Source organism: Streptomyces sp. NPDC088254, from assembly GCF_044740925.1.
Classification (GTDB): domain Bacteria; phylum Actinomycetota; class Actinomycetes; order Streptomycetales; family Streptomycetaceae; genus Streptomyces.
Map to the genome: position 1 here is coordinate 243399 of NZ_JBIURQ010000011.1, position 16757 is coordinate 260155.

A 16757-nucleotide genomic window follows, 5' to 3' on the forward strand; every position below is an offset into this window, starting at 1 on the left:
CGTACGGCCGCAGAACTGAAAAGAGGCACACCCATGCCGTCTACCGACGGGCACCGCGTCATCTCCCCCGTGGACAGGAGGGGCTTCCTCAGGACGTCCCTGGGCGGGGCCGCCGCCCTGGTCGCCGCCCCGACCCTGATCACCTGGCCGGCCGCCGCCGACGCGAAGGCCGCGACCGCGCCGCTCCCGTTCGCGGACGACTACAAGACGAACGTCCTGGCGAACCTCACGCCCGAGACCAACGCCGTGGTGCGGATCCTCGGCGGCATGGCCCAGGTCTGGAAGACCGGCGCCGCCTGGAACACCGGCACACCGCTGCGCCCCGACGTGTTGCGCGCGAACATGCGCTACTGCGCGCGCCTCACCGCCGCTCGCACCGAGGCGCAGGCGAAGGAGGCGTTCCTCTACGACCGCCAGCACCAGAGCTACGCGATGATCGGCGGCCTGGGCCCGCTGGCCGGCCTGTACAAGGCGGGCGCCAAGGCGGTCACGTCGATCACCAGCGCCCCGGACACGACTCCGCCGGCCAAGATCGACGACTCCGTGCCGGCCGACGCCCCCGCCGGTTCCGCACTGGGCGCCGGCTCCCACACCTCCGACCTCGGCCAGGTGGCCAAGCTCGTCGACACGTTGCGCGGCCCCTACGCCTCCGGCAACCCGGGCAAGTACGCCTTCCAGTACCCGCGCCCGTGGCGCATGAACGAGGACAGCGAGGTCGTCGACACCGGCAGGACCGACGCGCTCGGCTACCCGGTCTACGCATCCGAGGTCAAGGTCGCCCCGCAGTTGCTGCGCCAGCGCAGCGCCTCGCCCGTCGACGACGGCGGTTTCCCGAGCGGTCACACCAACGCCTTCCACCTGGCGGCGCTCGCGTACGCATACGCAGTGCCCGAGCGGTTCCAGGAGCTGGTGACGCGGGCCCTGGAGCTCAGCCACACCCGGATCATGTCGGGCATGCACTCCACCGTCGACGTCATGGGCGGCCGGATCATGGCCACGGCCCTCGCCGCGGCCACGCTGGCCGACCCGGCGAACGCCGAGCTGAAGGCTGCGGCGCGGGCGCAGGCGCTGGCGTACTTCACGCAGCGCACCGGCACGACCGCCGACACCCTGTTCGCGTACGCCCACTCCGACGCGGGCGACCCGTACGCCGACCGGGAGGCCAACGCCCGCGCGGTCGAGCCGCGCCTGACCTATGTGCTGCGGCGGGAGGGCGGGGACGAGCCGCTGACCGTGCCCAAGGGCGCGGAGGCGCTGCTGGAGACGCGGCTGCCGTACCTGTCGGCGGCGCAGCGCCGGGAGGTGCTGCGCACCACCGCGCTGCCCGCCGGGTACGTGCTGCTGGACGGCTTCGAGCAGTGGGGCCGGCTCAACCTGTTCGCGGCGGCGGACGGATACGGCGCCTTCGACTCCGATGTGACGGTCACCCTGGACGCGGCGGCCGGCGGCTTCCACGCGGCGGACGCCTGGCGCAACGACATCGACGGCCGGGGTTCCCTGACCAAGCGGGGCACCGGCACGCTCACCCTGAGCGGCGACAACCGCTACCGCGGCGGCACGGTCGTCGAGGACGGCGTGCTGGTCGCCGCGTCGGCGCGCGCGCTGGGCCGCGACGACGTGCGGGTGGCGGGCGGGACGTTGCGCGTCGCAGGACCGACGCAGGTGCACGGGGTGTTCGCGCAGGAGGCGGGCACGCTGGAGTCGACGCTGCGGGCGGACGCGCGGCAGGCGGCGCTGACCGTGACCCGGCGGGTCGTGCTGGGCGAGGACAGCGTGCTGTCGCTGCACGTGGACGCGGAGCACGCCCCGGCCGTGGGCAGCACCCTCCGTGTGATCGACGCCCCGGCGCTGCGCGGCCGCTTCGCCCGGGTCGAGCTGAACTCCGAGACGCTGAGGGCCGTACCGCTCTACACGGCGGACGGTCTGTCGGTACGTGTCGTGAAGCGGTGACGCCCTGACGGCGGGGGCGGGGCGGCCGGGGTCCACCGGCGCCGCACCCGCCCCCGTCCGCAGCGTCCCCGGCGGTCCCCGCGCCGTTCTCCTCCGGGCCGCCCGCACCCGCAGCTCACGACCCCGGGCCGGCGTGGTCCGTGGGCTATGTTGAGCTTCGTGGGAGACAAAGGAGGACCAGCGGTGCCATCGCCTCAGCAGGCACGCGCACAGGCATCCACGATCACCTCGGGCAGGACCGGTCCGCAGACGGAGGTGTCCGCGACGTCCCGGCTCCGGGCGCTCTTCGACGGGCCCCGGCTGTCGCCGGGTCAGCGGCGCATCGCGCAGTACCTGATCGAGCACATCACCGAGGCCGCGTTCCTGTCGATCACGGATCTCGCGGACCGGGTGGGCGTCAGCCAGCCGTCGGTGACCCGGTTCGCGGCGGCGGTCGGCTTCAGCGGGTATCCGGCGCTGCGGGAGAAGCTCCAGTCGATCGCGCTGGGGACCCTGGCCGGCGGCCCGGCGGAGGTGAACCGGAGCAACGAACTCCAGGCGGCGGTCGACGCGGAGATCGAGAACCTGGAGAACCTGCGCCGCGACTTCGCCGATCCCGACCGGGTGATCGACGTGGGCCGGCAGCTGTCGGACTCGGCCCCGCTGACCGTGCTGGGCCTGCGCATCTCGGTCTCGCTGGCCGAGTACTTCGCCTACGCCGCCCGGCGGGTCCACCCGGACGTGCGGCTGGTGACGCGGGGCGGCAGCGTCGCCTACGACGCGCTGCTTCAGTCCCGGGAGGCCGGCGGCACCTGGGTGCTGGCGTTCTCGATGCCGCGGCACGCCCAGGAGACGCTGACCGCCGTACGGGTCGCGCGCGGCGCGGGGCTGAAGGTGGCGCTGGTGACGGACCTGGCGCTGGGGGCGATCGCCGACGAGGCCGACGTCACCTTCGCCACCGGGACCGGCTCCCGTCTGGTCTTCGACTCCTACGCCGCCCCCGGTGTGATGGCCGCGGCGCTGCTCCAGGCCATGACCGACGCGGGTCCCGAACGCACCCAGGCGCGACTGGACGAGTACGAGCAGATCGCCGAGCAGCACCAGTTCTTCCTGCGCGAGTAGGCGAACAGTCGCGGAGGCCGTCCGCCGCCCCTGCCCCGCACCCCCGGTCACGGAAAACACGCAGAGGGACCATTGCGGTCATTTCGCGCATGAATGTTTTCATACGTCTTGCAAAGCGGACGGCATATATAAATACTGCTCCACGGCTCCACCGGCCCCCCAAGGGCTCACGAACGGGCACCTGAAGCCGCCGTCCCCTACCCACGTCGGCGCGAGGGTGTCCGGGGCCTCGCCGGCGGCGGGGCCAACGTGGCGGCCCCGGTCCTCCCCTAGGCCGGGGCCGCCCCACACGTCGGACCACCCCTCCGCCACGACGCCGCACACCCGGAAGCGATGATCATGCCCCTGACGACGACGCGCATCAGCCCGGACTGGCCGTGCCAGGTCAAGAACCCCGGCAGCTACGACTGGGAGCGCTCCGCGGCCAAGTGGCTGCGCGAACTGGTGCCCGCGCGCTACGCCAGCTACCCGGCGCTGCTGCGGCACCCGGTCCTGCTGGCCCGCCACGCGCAGATCCAGGTCCAGCACGAGATCCGGGTGGCCCGCACCGCGCTGCAGACCGCGCGCGCCGACCTGCCGCGGCTCGGCATGCCCGAATCCGTCATCGAGCACACCATCAAGCTCTACGCGGCCGAGGTCATGCAGTTGCAGCACATCGCGCGCAGCGTCCGCGCCGTCACCGAGGCACTCGTGGAGCACTCCCCCGGCCGCTGAACGGCATCCTCCGCTCCAGCCCCCGTGACGGGATAGCCGCCGGTGGCAGGGTTGCCGCAAGACCGCGATCAAATGCGGTTGCATGTGCCATGCTCGTGCCGTGACGAGCGAATCCGCCCGGCCCGCCGAGTCCGGTGCCATGCCCGACATGGCGGCCCTCACCCGGATCGTGGCGCGCCAGCGGGCCGAGATGGACCGGCTGCAGAACCTGGCGGCCACCTCAGCGGTGCTGGAGCGGGCCAAGGGCGCGGTGATGGCGCTGACCGGCTGCTCCCCCGACGCCGCCCAGGAGGAGCTGCACCGGCGGGCGAAGGAGGCCCGGCGGACGCTGCTGGAGGAGTGCTGGGTCACCCTCGGCGGGCTGGGCCGGAGCGCCGCCGGCGCCGAGGCGGCCGGGGACGACGCCCTCGCCGGCCGCCGCGAGGAGAACCCGGCGGCCTGGGACCCGTACCCGCCGCCGGACCAGGAACCGGCCGACCCCGCCGGCCTCGGCCGGCTCGCCAAGGCGCTGGTCCACGTCGGCGGCCCCCAGGACCTCGCCCGCTGTCTGCTGGAACATCTCGCCCCCGGCGCCGACGCCGACGCCGTCATGATCTTCGCGCGGCGGCCCGGCGGCGGCCTCGAACTGGTCGGCCACGCCGGCGTCGACGACGTGCTGGCGGGTCAGTGGAGGCAGGTGCCGCCGCTGAGCGGGATCGCCGCCCTCGACGCGCTGGACTCCGGCGAGCCGCGCTGGCTGGAGAACCTGCGCGAGGACCGGGTCCGCTACCTGCTGATCGGCGATCCGCCCGACCGGTGGCCCAGCCGGGCCTGGCTGCCGGTGACGTCCGGGGACTCCGCCGACGTCGCCCTCGGCGTACTGCGCCGCCGCGAGGGCCCGTTCACCCCCGAGGTCCGGCAACAACTGCTGTCCGCCGCTCGGTTGGCCGCCGGCGCGCTGCGCACCTTCGGGCCGCGGCAGCACCCGACGCTCGGCACGGTCCCCGACTCCGTGCAGACGGTGTTCGACCGGCTGCCGGTGCCCGCGGTGCTGCTGTCCCCCCTGCGCACCCGCGCGGGCGACGTCGAGGACTTCCGCGTCGAGGCGGCGACCGTCGGCGCGTTCGACGCCGTCGGCCGCTGCGGGCGCGAACTGCTCGGGCTGCGCTTCCTGGAGTGCTGGCCCAGCGTGACCGAGGAACCGCTCTGGCAGGGCTGCCTGACGGCGCTGGCCTCCGGACAGCCCTTCGAGAGCGAGCCGTTCGCCCGGCAGCAGACCGTCGCCGGCACGGGCGAACTGGCGACGGTGTCGGCGCGCGCCGCGCGGCTGGGCGACGGACTGGTCGTCAGCTGGGTCCGGCACGACCCTTCCGACCGGCAGGAGCAGCGGCTCGCCGACGTGCAGCGGCTCGGCAACCTCGGCTGGGCCAACTGGAACCTCGTCACCGGCGAGATGAACTGGTCCACGCAGGTCTTCGCCATCCTCGACCGCGACCCCGCGCACGGCGCCGTGCCCCTGGCCCAGCTCCCGGGCCTCGCCCTGCCCGAGGAGACGCCCCTGCTCACCCGGGCCATCACCGAGCTGGTGCGGGAGGGACGGCCGTGCGACGTGCCGTTCCGCATCCTGACCCGCCAGGGTGTGCGGCATCTGCGGGCGGTCGCCGAGACGGTGTCGGACGTCCACGGCAGGCCCGTCGAGGTGCACGGCTTCCTCCAGGACCTGACCGCGCAGCGCAGCGCCGAACTCGCCCTCGTCGCCAGCGAGCGGGCGATCCTCACCCAGCACGGCGTGCTGCAGGCCGAGCGCACCATGGCCTCCCGCCTCCAGGACGCGCTGCTGCCGCTGCCCAGACGGCCCGTCCGGGTGGCCGGGCTGCGCGTCGACCTCGCCTACCTGCCCGCGCAGTCCGGCCTCAACGTGGGCGGCGACTGGTTCAGCGCCATCGAACTCCCCGACGGCGATGCCCTGTTCGTGGTGGGCGACGTCGCCGGGCACGGCATGGACGCCGTCGCCGCGATGGCGCTGCTGCGCTTCACCGCCAAGGGCATGATCATCACAGGGTCGTCGCTGACCGGCGCGCTGGTCCGGCTCAACGCCCTGCTGCTGCACTCCCGTGACCCGCACGGCACCGCGACCATGATCCTGGCCCGCTACAACCCCGCCCGGCGGCGGCTGCTGTGGGCGCAGGCCGGGCATCCGCCGCCGCTGCTGCTGCGCGACGGGGAGGCCCGCTATCTGGATCGGCCCCACGGCATGCTGCTCGGCGCGCGCGACAACCCGCGCTACGAGGAGGCGGAGTGCCTGCTCCGGCCGGGCGACCGGGTCGTGCTGTACACCGACGGGCTCGTCGAGCGGCCCTCGGAGAGCATCGACCGGGGCCTGGAGCGGCTCGCCGACGCCGCCGTCGCCTCCGGGGCGCTCGGCCCGACGCAGCTGGGCGGCCTGCTCGGCGCGATGCTGGAGCCCGAGCGGCGCGACGACGTGTGCGTGCTGGACATCCGGGTGCCGACGGACGAGGGGGAGGCACCTTAGCGGTCCTTGCGGGCTCATCCGGTGCGTGATTCCAGGTCGCGGCGGGTGTCGTCGCCGTAGACGCCGCTCTCGTCGCCGCGGATGCCGTACCAGAGCTGGAAGCGGGCCACGGCCTCGGTGAGGACGGTGTCGTAGCGGCCGTCGGTGGCGCCGCCGTCGTAGACGTTCGGGATACGGCGCAGCCGCTTCTGCAGGTCGGTGACCTCCGCGCCGGTGTCGCCCTCGCGCAGGGTGCCGGCGCCGTCCGGGTCGGCCGGGGCGGACGGCGCGGGCGAGGCGATCGGGGCGCTTTCGGCGGCCGTCGGCGCGGGCGCGGCCGGGGCGGACGGCGGGGGCTGCGCGGCCGCCTGCTGGGCGCGGGCGGGCAGCAGCAGAGCGCAGGCGAAACCGACGAGGGCCGCGGCCAGCACGGCGAGCGAGACGATGGCGATCCGGTGCGGGCCGGCGGTGCGGTCCCGGTCGGGCCCGGCGAGCCGGTCCGGGCGGGGCTCCCCGGGCGACCTGCGCGCGTCGGCGGGGCGCCGCCGGGACGGACCGACGCGCCTCCGGGTCGGCTCCACGCGCTCACGCCGGGACGCGCGGCGGCTCACCGGCGGGATCTCCTCGGTGTCCGCCTCGGCGCCGGGCTGTCGCGGGGGCGGCAGCGGGACCGCCTCGTAGAGGTCGGCGTCCTCGGTCATCTCGCGGAACATCTGCGCCAGAGCGTCGGTGTTGCGCGGTCGCAGCACCCGGATGGGCTCCAGGACCTCGCGCTCGTAGGGCTGCCCGGGTCCGTCCGGTGTCGGCACGCTCTCTCCTTCCGGTGGTCCCCGGGAAGAGATACGGGCGCGCGGCCGAGGGGGTTCAGCAGGGGGTGGCGGGCCGGCGCAGGAAGCGGTGCAGGGAACGCGTGAACGCGGCGACGAACGCGTCCCGGACGTCCTCGCCGAGGGCGTCCAGCGACAGGTACGGATTGAGGTCCTCCAGCTCCACCAGCAGCAGCCCGCCGTCGGGGGCGCGGCAGGCGTCGACGCGCTGGACGCCGTGCGGGAGGCCGTTGAAGTCGATGAAACGCCGGGCGAACTCCACGTCCTCGGGGGTGGGCTCGTACGGCTGGAGCCGCCAGCGGCGGTCGGGGTCCGGGGCGTACAGGGCGTACTGGAGCTCGTCGTCGACGAAGTAGAAGGAGACCTCGTAGGCGAAGTCGACGTACGGCTGCACGAGTACGGTTCCGTCGCTCGCCTCGGCGAGGGTGTGCAGGGCCTCGGGGCCGAGGACGCGCAGGCCCACGGAGTCGGCGCCGTGCTTGGGCTTGACGACATAGCGCTCGCTCACCGGCAGGCGGTCGAGGTCCTCGACCCGGTCGACGGTGGGGACGACCGGGAAGCCCTCGGCGCACAGGTCGAGCAGGTACTGCTTGCCGGCCATGTCCGCGCGGCCGGTGAGCGGGTTGTAGACCCGGGCCCCGGTGGCCAGGGCGCGCTCGCGGAAGGCGTCGTAGGCCTCGCGGTACCCGAGCACCGGCCCGCTGTTGCGGACGACGACGGCGTCGAAGGCGTCCATCAGCGCGGCGACGTCCAGCGGATGGCACAGGGCCAGGTCGAAGTCGGCGCGGAGCCGGGAGGTGAGGTAGACGTCCTCGTCGCCGTAGCGCCGGCCGCGGGCGGGGTAGGCGAGGTCGGTGACGTAGAGGAGACGGGCACGGGCGGCGGGCATGCGGATGCTCCTCGGGCGACGGGCGACGGCGGGGTGGTCCGGGAAGCGTACGCGGCAGGGGACGGGCGGGATGAGACGGGCGGCGGGCAGGGGACGGGCGGGACGTACGATGGCGGGTGGGGACCGGGGTGTGGGCCCGGTTCCGCAAGGCGTCCCCCTACCGTCCGCTGAAGTCTCCTGAAGGGCTCGCGACTCCCGTGACCACCGCAACACTCCTTGACGGCAAGGCCGCCGCGGCCGACATCAAGAGCGAACTCGCCCTCCGTGTCCAGGCGTTGAAGGAGCGCGGGATCACCCCGGGGCTCGGTACGATCCTGGTCGGCGACGACCCGGGCAGCCGCTCCTACGTCGGCGGCAAGCACCGGGACTGCGCCCAGGTCGGCATCGCGTCGATCCGGGTCGAGCTGCCCGCCGACGCCTCCCAGGCCGACGTCGAGGCCGCCGTGCTGCGCCTGAACGCCGACCCGGCCTGCACCGGGTTCATCGTGCAGCTGCCGCTGCCGGCCCATATCGACACCCACGCCGTGCTGGAGCTGATCGACCCGGTCAAGGACGCCGACGGCCTGCACCCGGCCAGCCTCGGCCGGCTGGTGCTGGGCATCCCGGGCCCGCTGCCCTGCACCCCGCGCGGCATCATCGACCTGCTGCGCCGCAACCATGTGCCCATCACCGGCCAGCAGTTCTGCGTGATCGGCTGCGGAGTGACCGTGGGCCGTCCGCTGGGCCTGATGCTGACCCGTGCCACCGAGCACGCCACGGTGACCCTGTGCCACGAGGCCACCCAGGACGTCGCCGCGCACACCCGCGTGGCGGACGTCGTCGTGGCCGCCGCCGGTGTGGCGCACCTGGTCACCCCGGACTGGATCAAGCCGGGCGCGACCGTGCTGTCCGTGGGCCTCACCCGCACGGTGGAGGGCATCCTCGGCGACGTCCACCCGGACGTGAGCGACGTCGCCGGGTCGTTCGCCCCGCCGGTCGGCGGTGTGGGCCCGATGACGCGGGCCATGCTGCTGACCAACGTCGTGGAGGCCGCGGAACGGCAGTGAGCGCGACGGCCGGGGCACTCGGTTCCCTCCCCGGAGGGAACCGAGTGCCATCGGGGACGGGCGGGTGTTACGTTCCCTGCCATGAGCGCCAGTGACCGCAGTGACCGCGCGGAGCAGGCCGCCCCGAAGCCGCCGATGCGGGACGCGTTGGTGGCGGCGGCCTTCCGGCTGTTCCTGGAGCGGGGTTACGAGCAGACGACCGTCGACGACATCGTGGCCCTCGCGGGGGTCGGCCGACGCTCCTTCTTCCGCTACTTCCCTTCCAAGGAGGACGTGGTCTTCCCCGACCACGAGCGCTGCCTGGCCGACATGACCGACTTCCTGGCGGCGAGCGGCGACACCGACGAGCCGGTGCGCCGGGTGTGCGACGCCGCCCGGCTGGTGCTGCGCATGTACGCCGAGAACCCCTCCTTCTCCGTGCAGCGCTACCGGCTCACCAAACAGGTGCCGGGGCTGCGCGCGTACGAGCTGTCGGTGGTGTGGCGCTACGAGCGCGCCCTCGCCGAGTATCTGCGCGCCCGCTTCGCCGGCCGGGCCGACGGGAGCCTGCGGGCCGACGTGATCGCCTCCGCCGTGGTCGCCGCGCACAACAACGCCCTGCGTTCCTGGCTGCGTTCGGACGGGCGGGGCGACGCGAGCGCGACGGTGGACCATGCGCTGGGGTATGTGCAGTCGGCGTTCGGCGGGCCGCCCGCCGCCCCGGTTGCCGAGCCGCCCGGCACGGCGGGCGGGGCCGCGGGCGCGTACGACGCCGACGATGTGGTCGTGGTGGTGTCGCGGCGGGGGGCTCCGCTGTGGCGGGTCGTGCAGGAGATCGAGACGGCCCTCGCCCGGGACTGAGCCCGGCCGGGGCCACCCGCGAGCCCGGAATATTGGGGGTACGCAGTGCCTTTACGAGTGGCACTGAGTGCCATACGCTGAGCGCGTGCACGGTGGCACGGTGAACCGCGCACGTCCGTGCACGGGTGATCCGAGCACGTGGATTCCGGCCTATGTGCAGGGAGTTGACCAGCGTGTACCACCACTCAGGAAGCGCCGTTCAGCCGGCAGCCGGCTCCTCCGCGGGTCTTCTCGACCGCCGGGGCACGGACACGGAGGCGATCTGGTTCCAGCGCTGCACCTGGTGCGGCACCGCGATGTACCACCGGCTGCTGTGTCCGGTGTGCCAGGGAAGCGAGCTGCTCACGGAGCGCAGCGAGGGCCTGGGAACGGTCCGTCACGCCACGGTGGTGCACCGCAACACCCCCTCCGCCCGCAACGTCTCCCTGATCGAGCTGGCCGAGGGTTTCGTGGTGCGCGGCAGGGTCATGGGCCCGCTGATCGGCGTCCACAGCGGCGACCGCGTTCGGCTGTCCACGGCCAAGGACCCGGTCCGGGGCGAGCCGGTCTTCCAGCTCGTCGACGAGCCGTACCGGGGCTGGCACTGACGCCGGCTCAGCAGGTCCCCGCCCGCGGGCGGCGGTGACCGGATCCTTGCGGTCCCGCCTGTTCGATTCCGCGCCGCAGGCAACCCGCAGGCGTGATCGGGGTTCCTCCGTGACACGAGGAGCTCCTGACACGGAAGGGGCTCCCGCTCTCACCCTTCAGGAGTGGACCCTTGATCCGTGCCCGGCGAACAGGTGTCGCCGTCGTGGCCGCGCTGGCGGCCCTGGCGGGAACACCGGGACTGGCGCAGGCCCGACCCCCGTCCGAATCCCCGGCGTCGACCACGTCGGCCGACCGCTCGCTGCCGCCCGGCTGGCGGATCAGCGGCCAGGGCGCCACAGCCGAGCTGGTGTGGCGCTCGCCCACGCGCGTGCCCGCCGGCGACGCCCGGGTGGAGTTCCACGCGGCGAACCGGCTGCTGGGCGTGCCGAAGCCGGACAAGGACGGCCGCACGTTCCGGCTCGCCCTTGACGAGGTGGCGGGCGCCCCGCTGAACGAACTGAGCGTGGTGGCCGCCGGCCGCCGCCTGGACGCGCCCGCGGGCGACTCGGCCGCTCCGGGCCGGCGTTCACGGGCGGCCGTCCGGCCGCCCGCCGCGCTGCCGGCGGGCTCCGTCGACCCCGGCGTGCCGGGCGCGTACCGGACCGTCACCGGCGAGTACGCCCTCGACCCGGTGAAGCTGCCCGGCTTCGCCGCCCCGGTGGAGATGCAGGCCGTCGTCGTCGCGCCGAAGGGAGCGACCGGCAAGCGCCCGCTCGCGCTGTTCCTGCACGGCCGGCACACGACCTGCTTCAAGCCGGACGACCCGGAGTTCATCTCCATCGAGTGGCCCTGCCCGACCGGCACCCAGCCCATCCCCTCCCACAAGGGATACCTCAAGGACCAGAAACTGCTGGCCTCCCAGGGCTATGTGACGGTGTCGATCTCCGCCAACGGGATCAACGGCCAGGACGCGGAGGTCGACGACGCCGGCGCCCAGGCGCGGTCCTCCCTGGTCCGGCAGCACCTCGCCCGCTGGGCGGGCTGGGCCGCGAACCCGGCCGGCGCCCCCGCGGCCGTCCGCGAGGCCCCGAAGGCCGACCTGTCGCGTGTGCTGCTCGTGGGCCACTCGCGCGGCGGCGAAGGCGTCAACCGCGCCGCGATGGACAGCCTCTACCCGGCGCCCGCCGCGCAGGACGGCTACAAGGGCCCGGTGCGCTGGAAGATCCGCGGCACCGTCCTCATCGGACCGACGATCTTCGGCCAGAATCCGGTCGCGGACGTGCCGTCGGCGACGATCCTGCCGGGCTGCGACGGCGACGTGTCCGACCTCCAGGGCGAGGTGTACGCCGACGGCACGCGCGGCGTCAGCAAGGGCGCGGCGCTGCACAGTTCGCTCTACATGGTCGGCGCGAACCACAACTACTTCAACAGCGAGTGGACCCCCGGCACGGCCGCGGCGCCCGCCTGGGACGACTTCACGACGGACGGCGACCAGCCGGACCCGGTGTGCTCGACGGGCGCCGCCACCCGGCTCACCGCGGACCAGCAGCACCGGGCCGGCGCGACCTACATCGCCGCCGCGGCCCGGCTGTTCGTGGCCGGCGACGACCGGGCGCGTCCGCTGCTCGACGGCTCCGGCCGGCGGGCCCCCTCCGCGGACCCCGCCCGCGTCCTGAGCCACGCGGTCGGAGCGCGCCGCACCGGCGGCTTCCTTCCCGACGGGCCGGTGACCGTGACCGGCGCCCGGCTCTGCTCGGCCGTCGCCGTCGACCCGGCCGCCGCCTGTCTGGACCCGGAGCAGGAAGGAAGCTCCCCGCACTTCGCGTGGTGGGAGACCGCACCGGAGACCGGCCGCCGCGCCGTGGCGCTGGACTGGTCCGCGCCGGGTGCGACGGCCCGTGTGCGGCCCGCCGCGCCGCTGTCCCTCGCGGGCTCGCGGGAGTTGGCGCTGCGGGTCTTCGTGCCCCCGAACACCACCGGAACCCGGCTCGACGTGGCCGTCACCGACGCCGCCGGACGGCGGGCCGCGCTGGGCGCCGTTCGGGTGGACGGGCTGCCGGGCAGCTCCCGCACCTCCTCCTACTGGGCGCGTGAGGTGCGCGTCCCGCTGACCGCGGCCGTCCGCGCGAAGCTCGACCTGCGCCACGTGAAGTCCCTCGATCTGACGCCGCGTTCGGCGTCGGGGAGGGCGTGGCTGATGGACGCCTGGGGCTGGGCGCCCGGCACCCCGGCGGTGCACGCGGCGAAGCTGCCGCGCGTCGACGTCGGCCGCACGATCGTCAAGGAGGGCGACTCCGGCACCCGCACCTACCGGATCCCGGTCGAGATCTCCGGGAAGGGCACCGGGAAGGTCCGCGTGTACATCCTCGACCCGGAGACCGGGCGCGGCACGGACAAGCTGGTCACGATACGTCCCGGCGGCAACGCCATCGACGTGCCGGTCCAGGTGAAGGGCGACACCCTGTTCGCCTACGACCGCCGTCAGGACATCGCCGTGAAGGCGGTCGAGGGCGCCGTCGTCGGCTCCCACCGGGGCGGGGTCACCGCGGAGAACGACGACCCCGAGCCGAAGATCACCGCGACGCCGGTCGCCGACCGGGTGACCGAGGGGCAGGCGCTGTCCTGGCGGCTGACGCTGTCCGAGGCCGCCGGCGTGGACGTGGGGCTGCCGATCGAGCTGACCCAGGTCGAGGGGGGCGCGGAGCTGTCCACCAAGGACCTCGACCCGAAGTGGCTGCTCGAGCAGGGCGTCGAGGCGGATCCGGAGCGCCCGCTGTCCGAGGCGCTGTGGCTGTGGCTGGACGTCCCGGCCGGGACCACGAGCGTCGACCTGACCGTGCCGACGGTGGCCGACCAGGTGGCCGAGCCGGCGGAGTCGCTGCGCATGCGGCTCGACGACTTCGAGGGCGTCCCCCGGCCCGACGCGCCCCCGCTGACGGGCACGGTGCTGGACGCGTCGTAAGGCGCGCGTGCGGGGGCGTGGTCCGCAGGGCCCGCCCCCGCACCTCACAAGGTGACGCGGATGCCCACCGTCCCCTTCGTCCCCCGGCGCAGCCGGCTGCCGAGCAGTGTGAGGCGGCCGATGAGGCCGTACTTGCGGGCGACCAGCGAGCGGTAGCGGGCGGTCGTCGACTCGTCGCAGACCTCGGCGGTGGCCGGTGTCTGCCTCCCGGTCGGGCGGCCGCGCACGTCGCAGGGGCCGACCAGGACGTCGGCGCGGGCGCGGATCCGCTTGACCTTCCAGGAGTCGGCGGCCGTCCACACGCCGAGGGCGTCCCCGTCGCGCACCACCCACACCGGGGTGGAGACGGGCGTTCCGTTCTTCCGGTAGCTGGTGAGCAGCAGGTACTTGCCGGCCGCCAGCGTGTCCACCACCGTCGCGTCCATACCCCGCAGTGTAGAAGGGGACGTCACCACCTGGGCAGTCGGAGTTCGTACTCCGGGTCGACCTTGATGCTGTCCTTCTCGGTGAAGGCGGCGAACAACCGGTCGTAGGCGGAGTCGGGATCGCGGCGGGTCCAGACCCGAAAGCCTGAACGGGTGGCCTGAATCTCACGCACCGTGCACGGCCGGGAACTCAGCGGTCTAGATTGCCGGTTGACCCGCGTGCGTGAACCGTGCGCCGGGACGTCCGTCCGACCGTGCCGTCAGCACCACAGGAGCAGATCCGTGACCGAGCACCCGACCGCCGTCGGCGGCCACACGGCGCAGTCCTCGCGCGAGCGCATCGACACCTCTCGGGCGCACACCGCCCGTATCTGGAACTACTGGCTGGGCGGCAAGGACAATTACGAGGTCGACCGCGCGGCCGGCGACGAGATCCGCCGGCTGCACCCCGGGATCGGCGAGTACGCCCGCGCCGACCGGCTCTTCCTCGGCCGCGCCGTGCGCCACCTGGTGACCGAGGCCGGGATACGCCAGTTCCTCGACGTCGGCACCGGGCTGCCGACGGCGGACAACACGCACGAGGTCGCGCAGCGGGCGGCGGCCGACTCACGGGTCGTCTACGTCGACAACGACCCGCTGGTCCTGGCGCACGCCCGCGCCCTGCTGGCCGGCACCCCACAGGGCCGCACCGACTATCTGGACGAGGACCTGCGCGACGTCGACGCGATCCTCCGGCATGCCGCGCGCACGCTGGACTTCGAGCGGCCGGTGGCGCTGATGCTGCTCGGCGTGGTCATCTTCCTCGGCGACGAGGAGGACCCGTACGCCCTGGTGCGCCGCCTGATGGACGCGCTCCCGCCGGGCAGCCACCTGGTGCTGTCGCACACCGTCACCTCCCCGGCGATGCCGGACGTGGACGAGGCGGTGCGGTTCTGGAACGAGCACGGCACGCCCAGGCTGACCCAGCGCACGCCCGCGGACGTGGCCCGCTTCTTCGACGGTCTGGAGCTGCTGGAACCGGGGGTGGTGTCCTGCTCGCGCTGGCGTCCTGAGACGTCCGGCGGGGCGGAGCCGGACGAGGTCGCCATGTTCGGCGGAGTGGCCCGCAAACGGTGAAATGATCACCCTACGGGTGAACGCTGCGGAGCCCGGGTGCGTATGGAAAGAAGGGCGCTCAACGACCGGAGGGCCCCGCGGTGTTGACACCGCGCGTTCTGGTTCGGGAGCCATGCATGAGGCACGTACGACGGCGGATCGTCCGGCGAGTGACACGGCTGGCGGCCGTCGGCGGACTCGTCGCGGGAGGAGCCATGATCACCCAGGCGGCCATGGCCGGCGAGCCGCCCGTCACCTCCGCGGTGGCGGGCGACACGGCACGGTCCGCCGACAGCACCGGGGCGAACCTGGTGAAGACGCTCGGCACCTCCCGCACCGCGGGCACGTGGATCGACGACGAGGGACGGCCGGTCGTGGCCGTCACCGACGACGAGAGCGCGGCCGCGGTCCGCAAGGCGGGCGCACAGGCGAAGCTCGTCGGGCACAGCATGAACGAGCTGAAGTCGGCGACGGCGGCGCTGCGTTCGGCCCCGAAGGTGCCCGGGACCGCGTGGGTACTGGACTACCGGTCGAACCAGGTGGTGGTGCGGGGCGACAAGACCGTCTCCGCCTCGGACTGGTCGCGGCTGACGAAGGTCGCGTCGGGCATCGGCAGTTACGTCCGCATGGAGCGCACCTCGGGCACCTTCACCACCCGGGTCAACGGCGCGCTGCCCATCCTGTCGACCGGCGGGCGCTGCTCGGCGGGCTTCAACGTGACCAACGGGTCGAACGACTTCATCCTCACCGCCGGCCACTGCGGACCCTCCGGGGCCGCGTGGTTCGCCGACAACCAGGGCAACCGGGCGCTGGGCAAGACGGTCGTCTCCAACTTCCCCGGCGCCGACTTCTCTTTGGTGCAGTACTCGTCGGGCGAGGCCGGCGAGGGCGCCGACGTGGTCGCCATCGGCAACGGCAACGGGGTGCGGATCACGGGCGTGGGCGACGCGGCCGTCGGCCAGCGGGTGTTCCGCAGCGGCAGCACGACCGGCCTGCGCGACGGCGAGGTCACCGGGCTGGACGCGACGGTCAACTACCCGGAGGGCACGGTGTCCGGGCTGATCGAGACGACCGTGTGCGCCGAGTCCGGGGACAGCGGCGGGCCGATGTTCTCCGAGGGCATCGCGCTCGGCATCACCTCGGGCGGCAGCGGCGACTGCAACACCGGGGGCACGACGTACTTCCAGCCGGTGACGAAGGCGCTGGCCCAGCTGGGCGTGCAGCTGATCGTGGCCGCGCCGTCCGACGCCCAGAACGGCACGTCGGCCGCGCCGAACGGGGACGGCTCCCAGCCGACGTCCGCGCCGACGGGCGCCGCGGGGGCCGGTTCGGGCGGGACTTCGCCGGGCTCGACCACGCCGGCGACGGGCGGCACCAGCGGTACGACGCTGGCGTCACGCCTGGTCGACCCCCGTAACGTCGGGCCGGGCCTGCTGGTGATCGCGGGAAGTCTGGTGGCGCTGGCCGCCACGCGCTATTTCCGGGCCGAGCAGGACCGCAAGGCCTACCAGCGGTACTACTCGACGACCTGGGGATGAGTGACGCGGGGCGGGCGGGGAGCGCCGGCCGGGCGGTCGGTCAGACCGCCTGGCCCGCGCTCGGGGCCGCGGCGGCCCACTCCAGGACGAGCCGCTGGTACTCCTCGCGCTGCTCGCCGCTCAGTGTCCCGCCCGATCGGAGCCACAGGGCCCGGATCTCTTCGTTGACCTCTTCAGCCGATCGCTCGGAGAGGCGTTCAACAGTGGTGGACATGATGTGAATCTTACGGGGTCGCAGGTGAAGGCAACGTGAGTAATACCTGAGTTAAATGGACAAAGCGGACGTGTCACTGATCACGTCCGCCCCGTCCC

At 73.8% G+C, this 16757-nt stretch carries 15 protein-coding genes; 10 read left to right on the plus strand and 5 right to left on the minus strand.

The window, feature by feature from the left end; all coding sequences use genetic code 11:
- Positions 1–33 precede the first annotated feature (33 nt).
- From ACIOC0_RS30205 to ACIOC0_RS30220, 4 genes are all read left to right on the plus strand, one after another.
- Complete coding sequence (locus ACIOC0_RS30205) at positions 34–1950, plus strand: phosphatase PAP2 family protein (protein WP_402158910.1); 1917 nt, start codon at positions 34–36, stop codon at positions 1948–1950.
- Between the two features lie 183 nt (positions 1951–2133).
- Positions 2134–3051 (plus strand): MurR/RpiR family transcriptional regulator, encoded by a 918-nt coding sequence (locus ACIOC0_RS30210; protein ID WP_402158911.1) that lies wholly within the window; start codon positions 2134–2136, stop codon positions 3049–3051.
- A 333-nt stretch (positions 3052–3384) separates the two neighbouring features.
- Complete coding sequence (locus ACIOC0_RS30215; protein ID WP_352251673.1) at positions 3385–3765, plus strand: hypothetical protein; 381 nt, start codon at positions 3385–3387, stop codon at positions 3763–3765.
- A 139-nt stretch (positions 3766–3904) separates the two neighbouring features.
- Positions 3905–6277: a SpoIIE family protein phosphatase gene (locus ACIOC0_RS30220; protein WP_402159072.1), complete on the plus strand. Its 2373-nt coding sequence runs from the start codon at positions 3905–3907 to the stop codon at positions 6275–6277.
- A gap of 14 nt (positions 6278–6291) precedes the next feature.
- Here ACIOC0_RS30220 and ACIOC0_RS30225 read toward each other — a convergent pair whose 3' ends face one another.
- Positions 6292–7065 (minus strand): peptidoglycan-binding protein, encoded by a 774-nt coding sequence (locus ACIOC0_RS30225; protein WP_402158912.1) that lies wholly within the window; start codon positions 7063–7065, stop codon positions 6292–6294.
- A 55-nt stretch (positions 7066–7120) separates the two neighbouring features.
- A complete protein-coding gene (locus ACIOC0_RS30230; RefSeq protein ID WP_402158913.1) occupies positions 7121–7972 on the minus strand; it encodes a RimK family alpha-L-glutamate ligase in 852 nt (283 codons plus the stop codon).
- 197 nt (positions 7973–8169) lie between these two features.
- Between ACIOC0_RS30230 and ACIOC0_RS30235 the strand changes: the two genes are divergently transcribed.
- The 4 genes from ACIOC0_RS30235 to ACIOC0_RS30250 all read left to right on the plus strand — a co-directional run bounded on the left by ACIOC0_RS30235 (position 8170) and on the right by ACIOC0_RS30250 (position 13387).
- Positions 8170–9018: a bifunctional methylenetetrahydrofolate dehydrogenase/methenyltetrahydrofolate cyclohydrolase gene (locus ACIOC0_RS30235; protein ID WP_351098575.1), complete on the plus strand. Its 849-nt coding sequence runs from the start codon at positions 8170–8172 to the stop codon at positions 9016–9018.
- A 135-nt stretch (positions 9019–9153) separates the two neighbouring features.
- Positions 9154–9858: a TetR family transcriptional regulator gene (locus tag ACIOC0_RS30240; RefSeq protein ID WP_402159073.1), complete on the plus strand. Its 705-nt coding sequence runs from the start codon at positions 9154–9156 to the stop codon at positions 9856–9858.
- Between the two features lie 173 nt (positions 9859–10031).
- Positions 10032–10445 (plus strand): zinc ribbon domain-containing protein, encoded by a 414-nt coding sequence (locus ACIOC0_RS30245; RefSeq protein ID WP_351098576.1) that lies wholly within the window; start codon positions 10032–10034, stop codon positions 10443–10445.
- A 170-nt stretch (positions 10446–10615) separates the two neighbouring features.
- The gene (locus ACIOC0_RS30250) at positions 10616–13387 is read left to right on the plus strand and encodes an alpha/beta hydrolase family protein (RefSeq protein WP_402158914.1); all 2772 of its coding nucleotides are present in this window, start codon (positions 10616–10618) and stop codon (positions 13385–13387) included.
- Between the two features lie 44 nt (positions 13388–13431).
- On the opposite strand, the gene ACIOC0_RS30255 is transcribed toward ACIOC0_RS30250, so the two are convergent.
- Positions 13432–13812, minus strand: coding sequence for a PPOX class F420-dependent oxidoreductase (locus ACIOC0_RS30255; protein WP_402158915.1), 381 nt, complete (start codon positions 13810–13812; stop codon positions 13432–13434).
- A gap of 23 nt (positions 13813–13835) precedes the next feature.
- A complete protein-coding gene (locus ACIOC0_RS30260) occupies positions 13836–13985 on the minus strand; it encodes a hypothetical protein (RefSeq protein ID WP_402158916.1) in 150 nt (49 codons plus the stop codon).
- Between the two features lie 109 nt (positions 13986–14094).
- On the opposite strand from ACIOC0_RS30260, the gene ACIOC0_RS30265 reads away from it, so the two are divergent.
- Together ACIOC0_RS30265 and ACIOC0_RS30270 are read left to right on the plus strand one after the other, a co-directional pair.
- Complete coding sequence (locus tag ACIOC0_RS30265) at positions 14095–14928, plus strand: SAM-dependent methyltransferase (protein ID WP_402158917.1); 834 nt, start codon at positions 14095–14097, stop codon at positions 14926–14928.
- A gap of 116 nt (positions 14929–15044) precedes the next feature.
- Complete coding sequence (locus ACIOC0_RS30270; protein ID WP_402158918.1) at positions 15045–16445, plus strand: S1 family peptidase; 1401 nt, start codon at positions 15045–15047, stop codon at positions 16443–16445.
- Positions 16446–16485: 40 nt separating this feature from the next.
- On the opposite strand, the gene ACIOC0_RS30275 is transcribed toward ACIOC0_RS30270, so the two are convergent.
- On the minus strand, positions 16486–16659 hold the full coding sequence (locus ACIOC0_RS30275; protein ID WP_351098581.1) for a hypothetical protein: 174 nt from the start codon (positions 16657–16659) through the stop codon (positions 16486–16488).
- Positions 16660–16757: the final 98 nt, after the last annotated feature.

Bases quoted from the DNA above. Each gene is read 5' to 3' on its own strand.
- ACIOC0_RS30205 (WP_402158910.1), top strand. From the start codon at position 34: ATGCCGTCTACCGACGGGCACCGCGTCATCTCCCCCGTGGACAGGAGG.
- ACIOC0_RS30215 (WP_352251673.1), top strand. From the start codon at position 3,385: ATGATCATGCCCCTGACGACGACGCGCATCAGCCCGGACTGGCCGTGC.
- ACIOC0_RS30220 (WP_402159072.1), top strand. From the start codon at position 3,905: ATGCCCGACATGGCGGCCCTCACCCGGATCGTGGCGCGCCAGCGGGCC.
- ACIOC0_RS30230 (WP_402158913.1), bottom strand. From the start codon at position 7,972: ATGCCCGCCGCCCGTGCCCGTCTCCTCTACGTCACCGACCTCGCCTAC.
- ACIOC0_RS30240 (WP_402159073.1), top strand. From the start codon at position 9,154: ATGCGGGACGCGTTGGTGGCGGCGGCCTTCCGGCTGTTCCTGGAGCGG.
- ACIOC0_RS30255 (WP_402158915.1), bottom strand. From the start codon at position 13,812: ATGGACGCGACGGTGGTGGACACGCTGGCGGCCGGCAAGTACCTGCTG.
- ACIOC0_RS30270 (WP_402158918.1), top strand. From the start codon at position 15,045: ATGAGGCACGTACGACGGCGGATCGTCCGGCGAGTGACACGGCTGGCG.
- ACIOC0_RS30275 (WP_351098581.1), bottom strand. From the start codon at position 16,659: ATGTCCACCACTGTTGAACGCCTCTCCGAGCGATCGGCTGAAGAGGTC.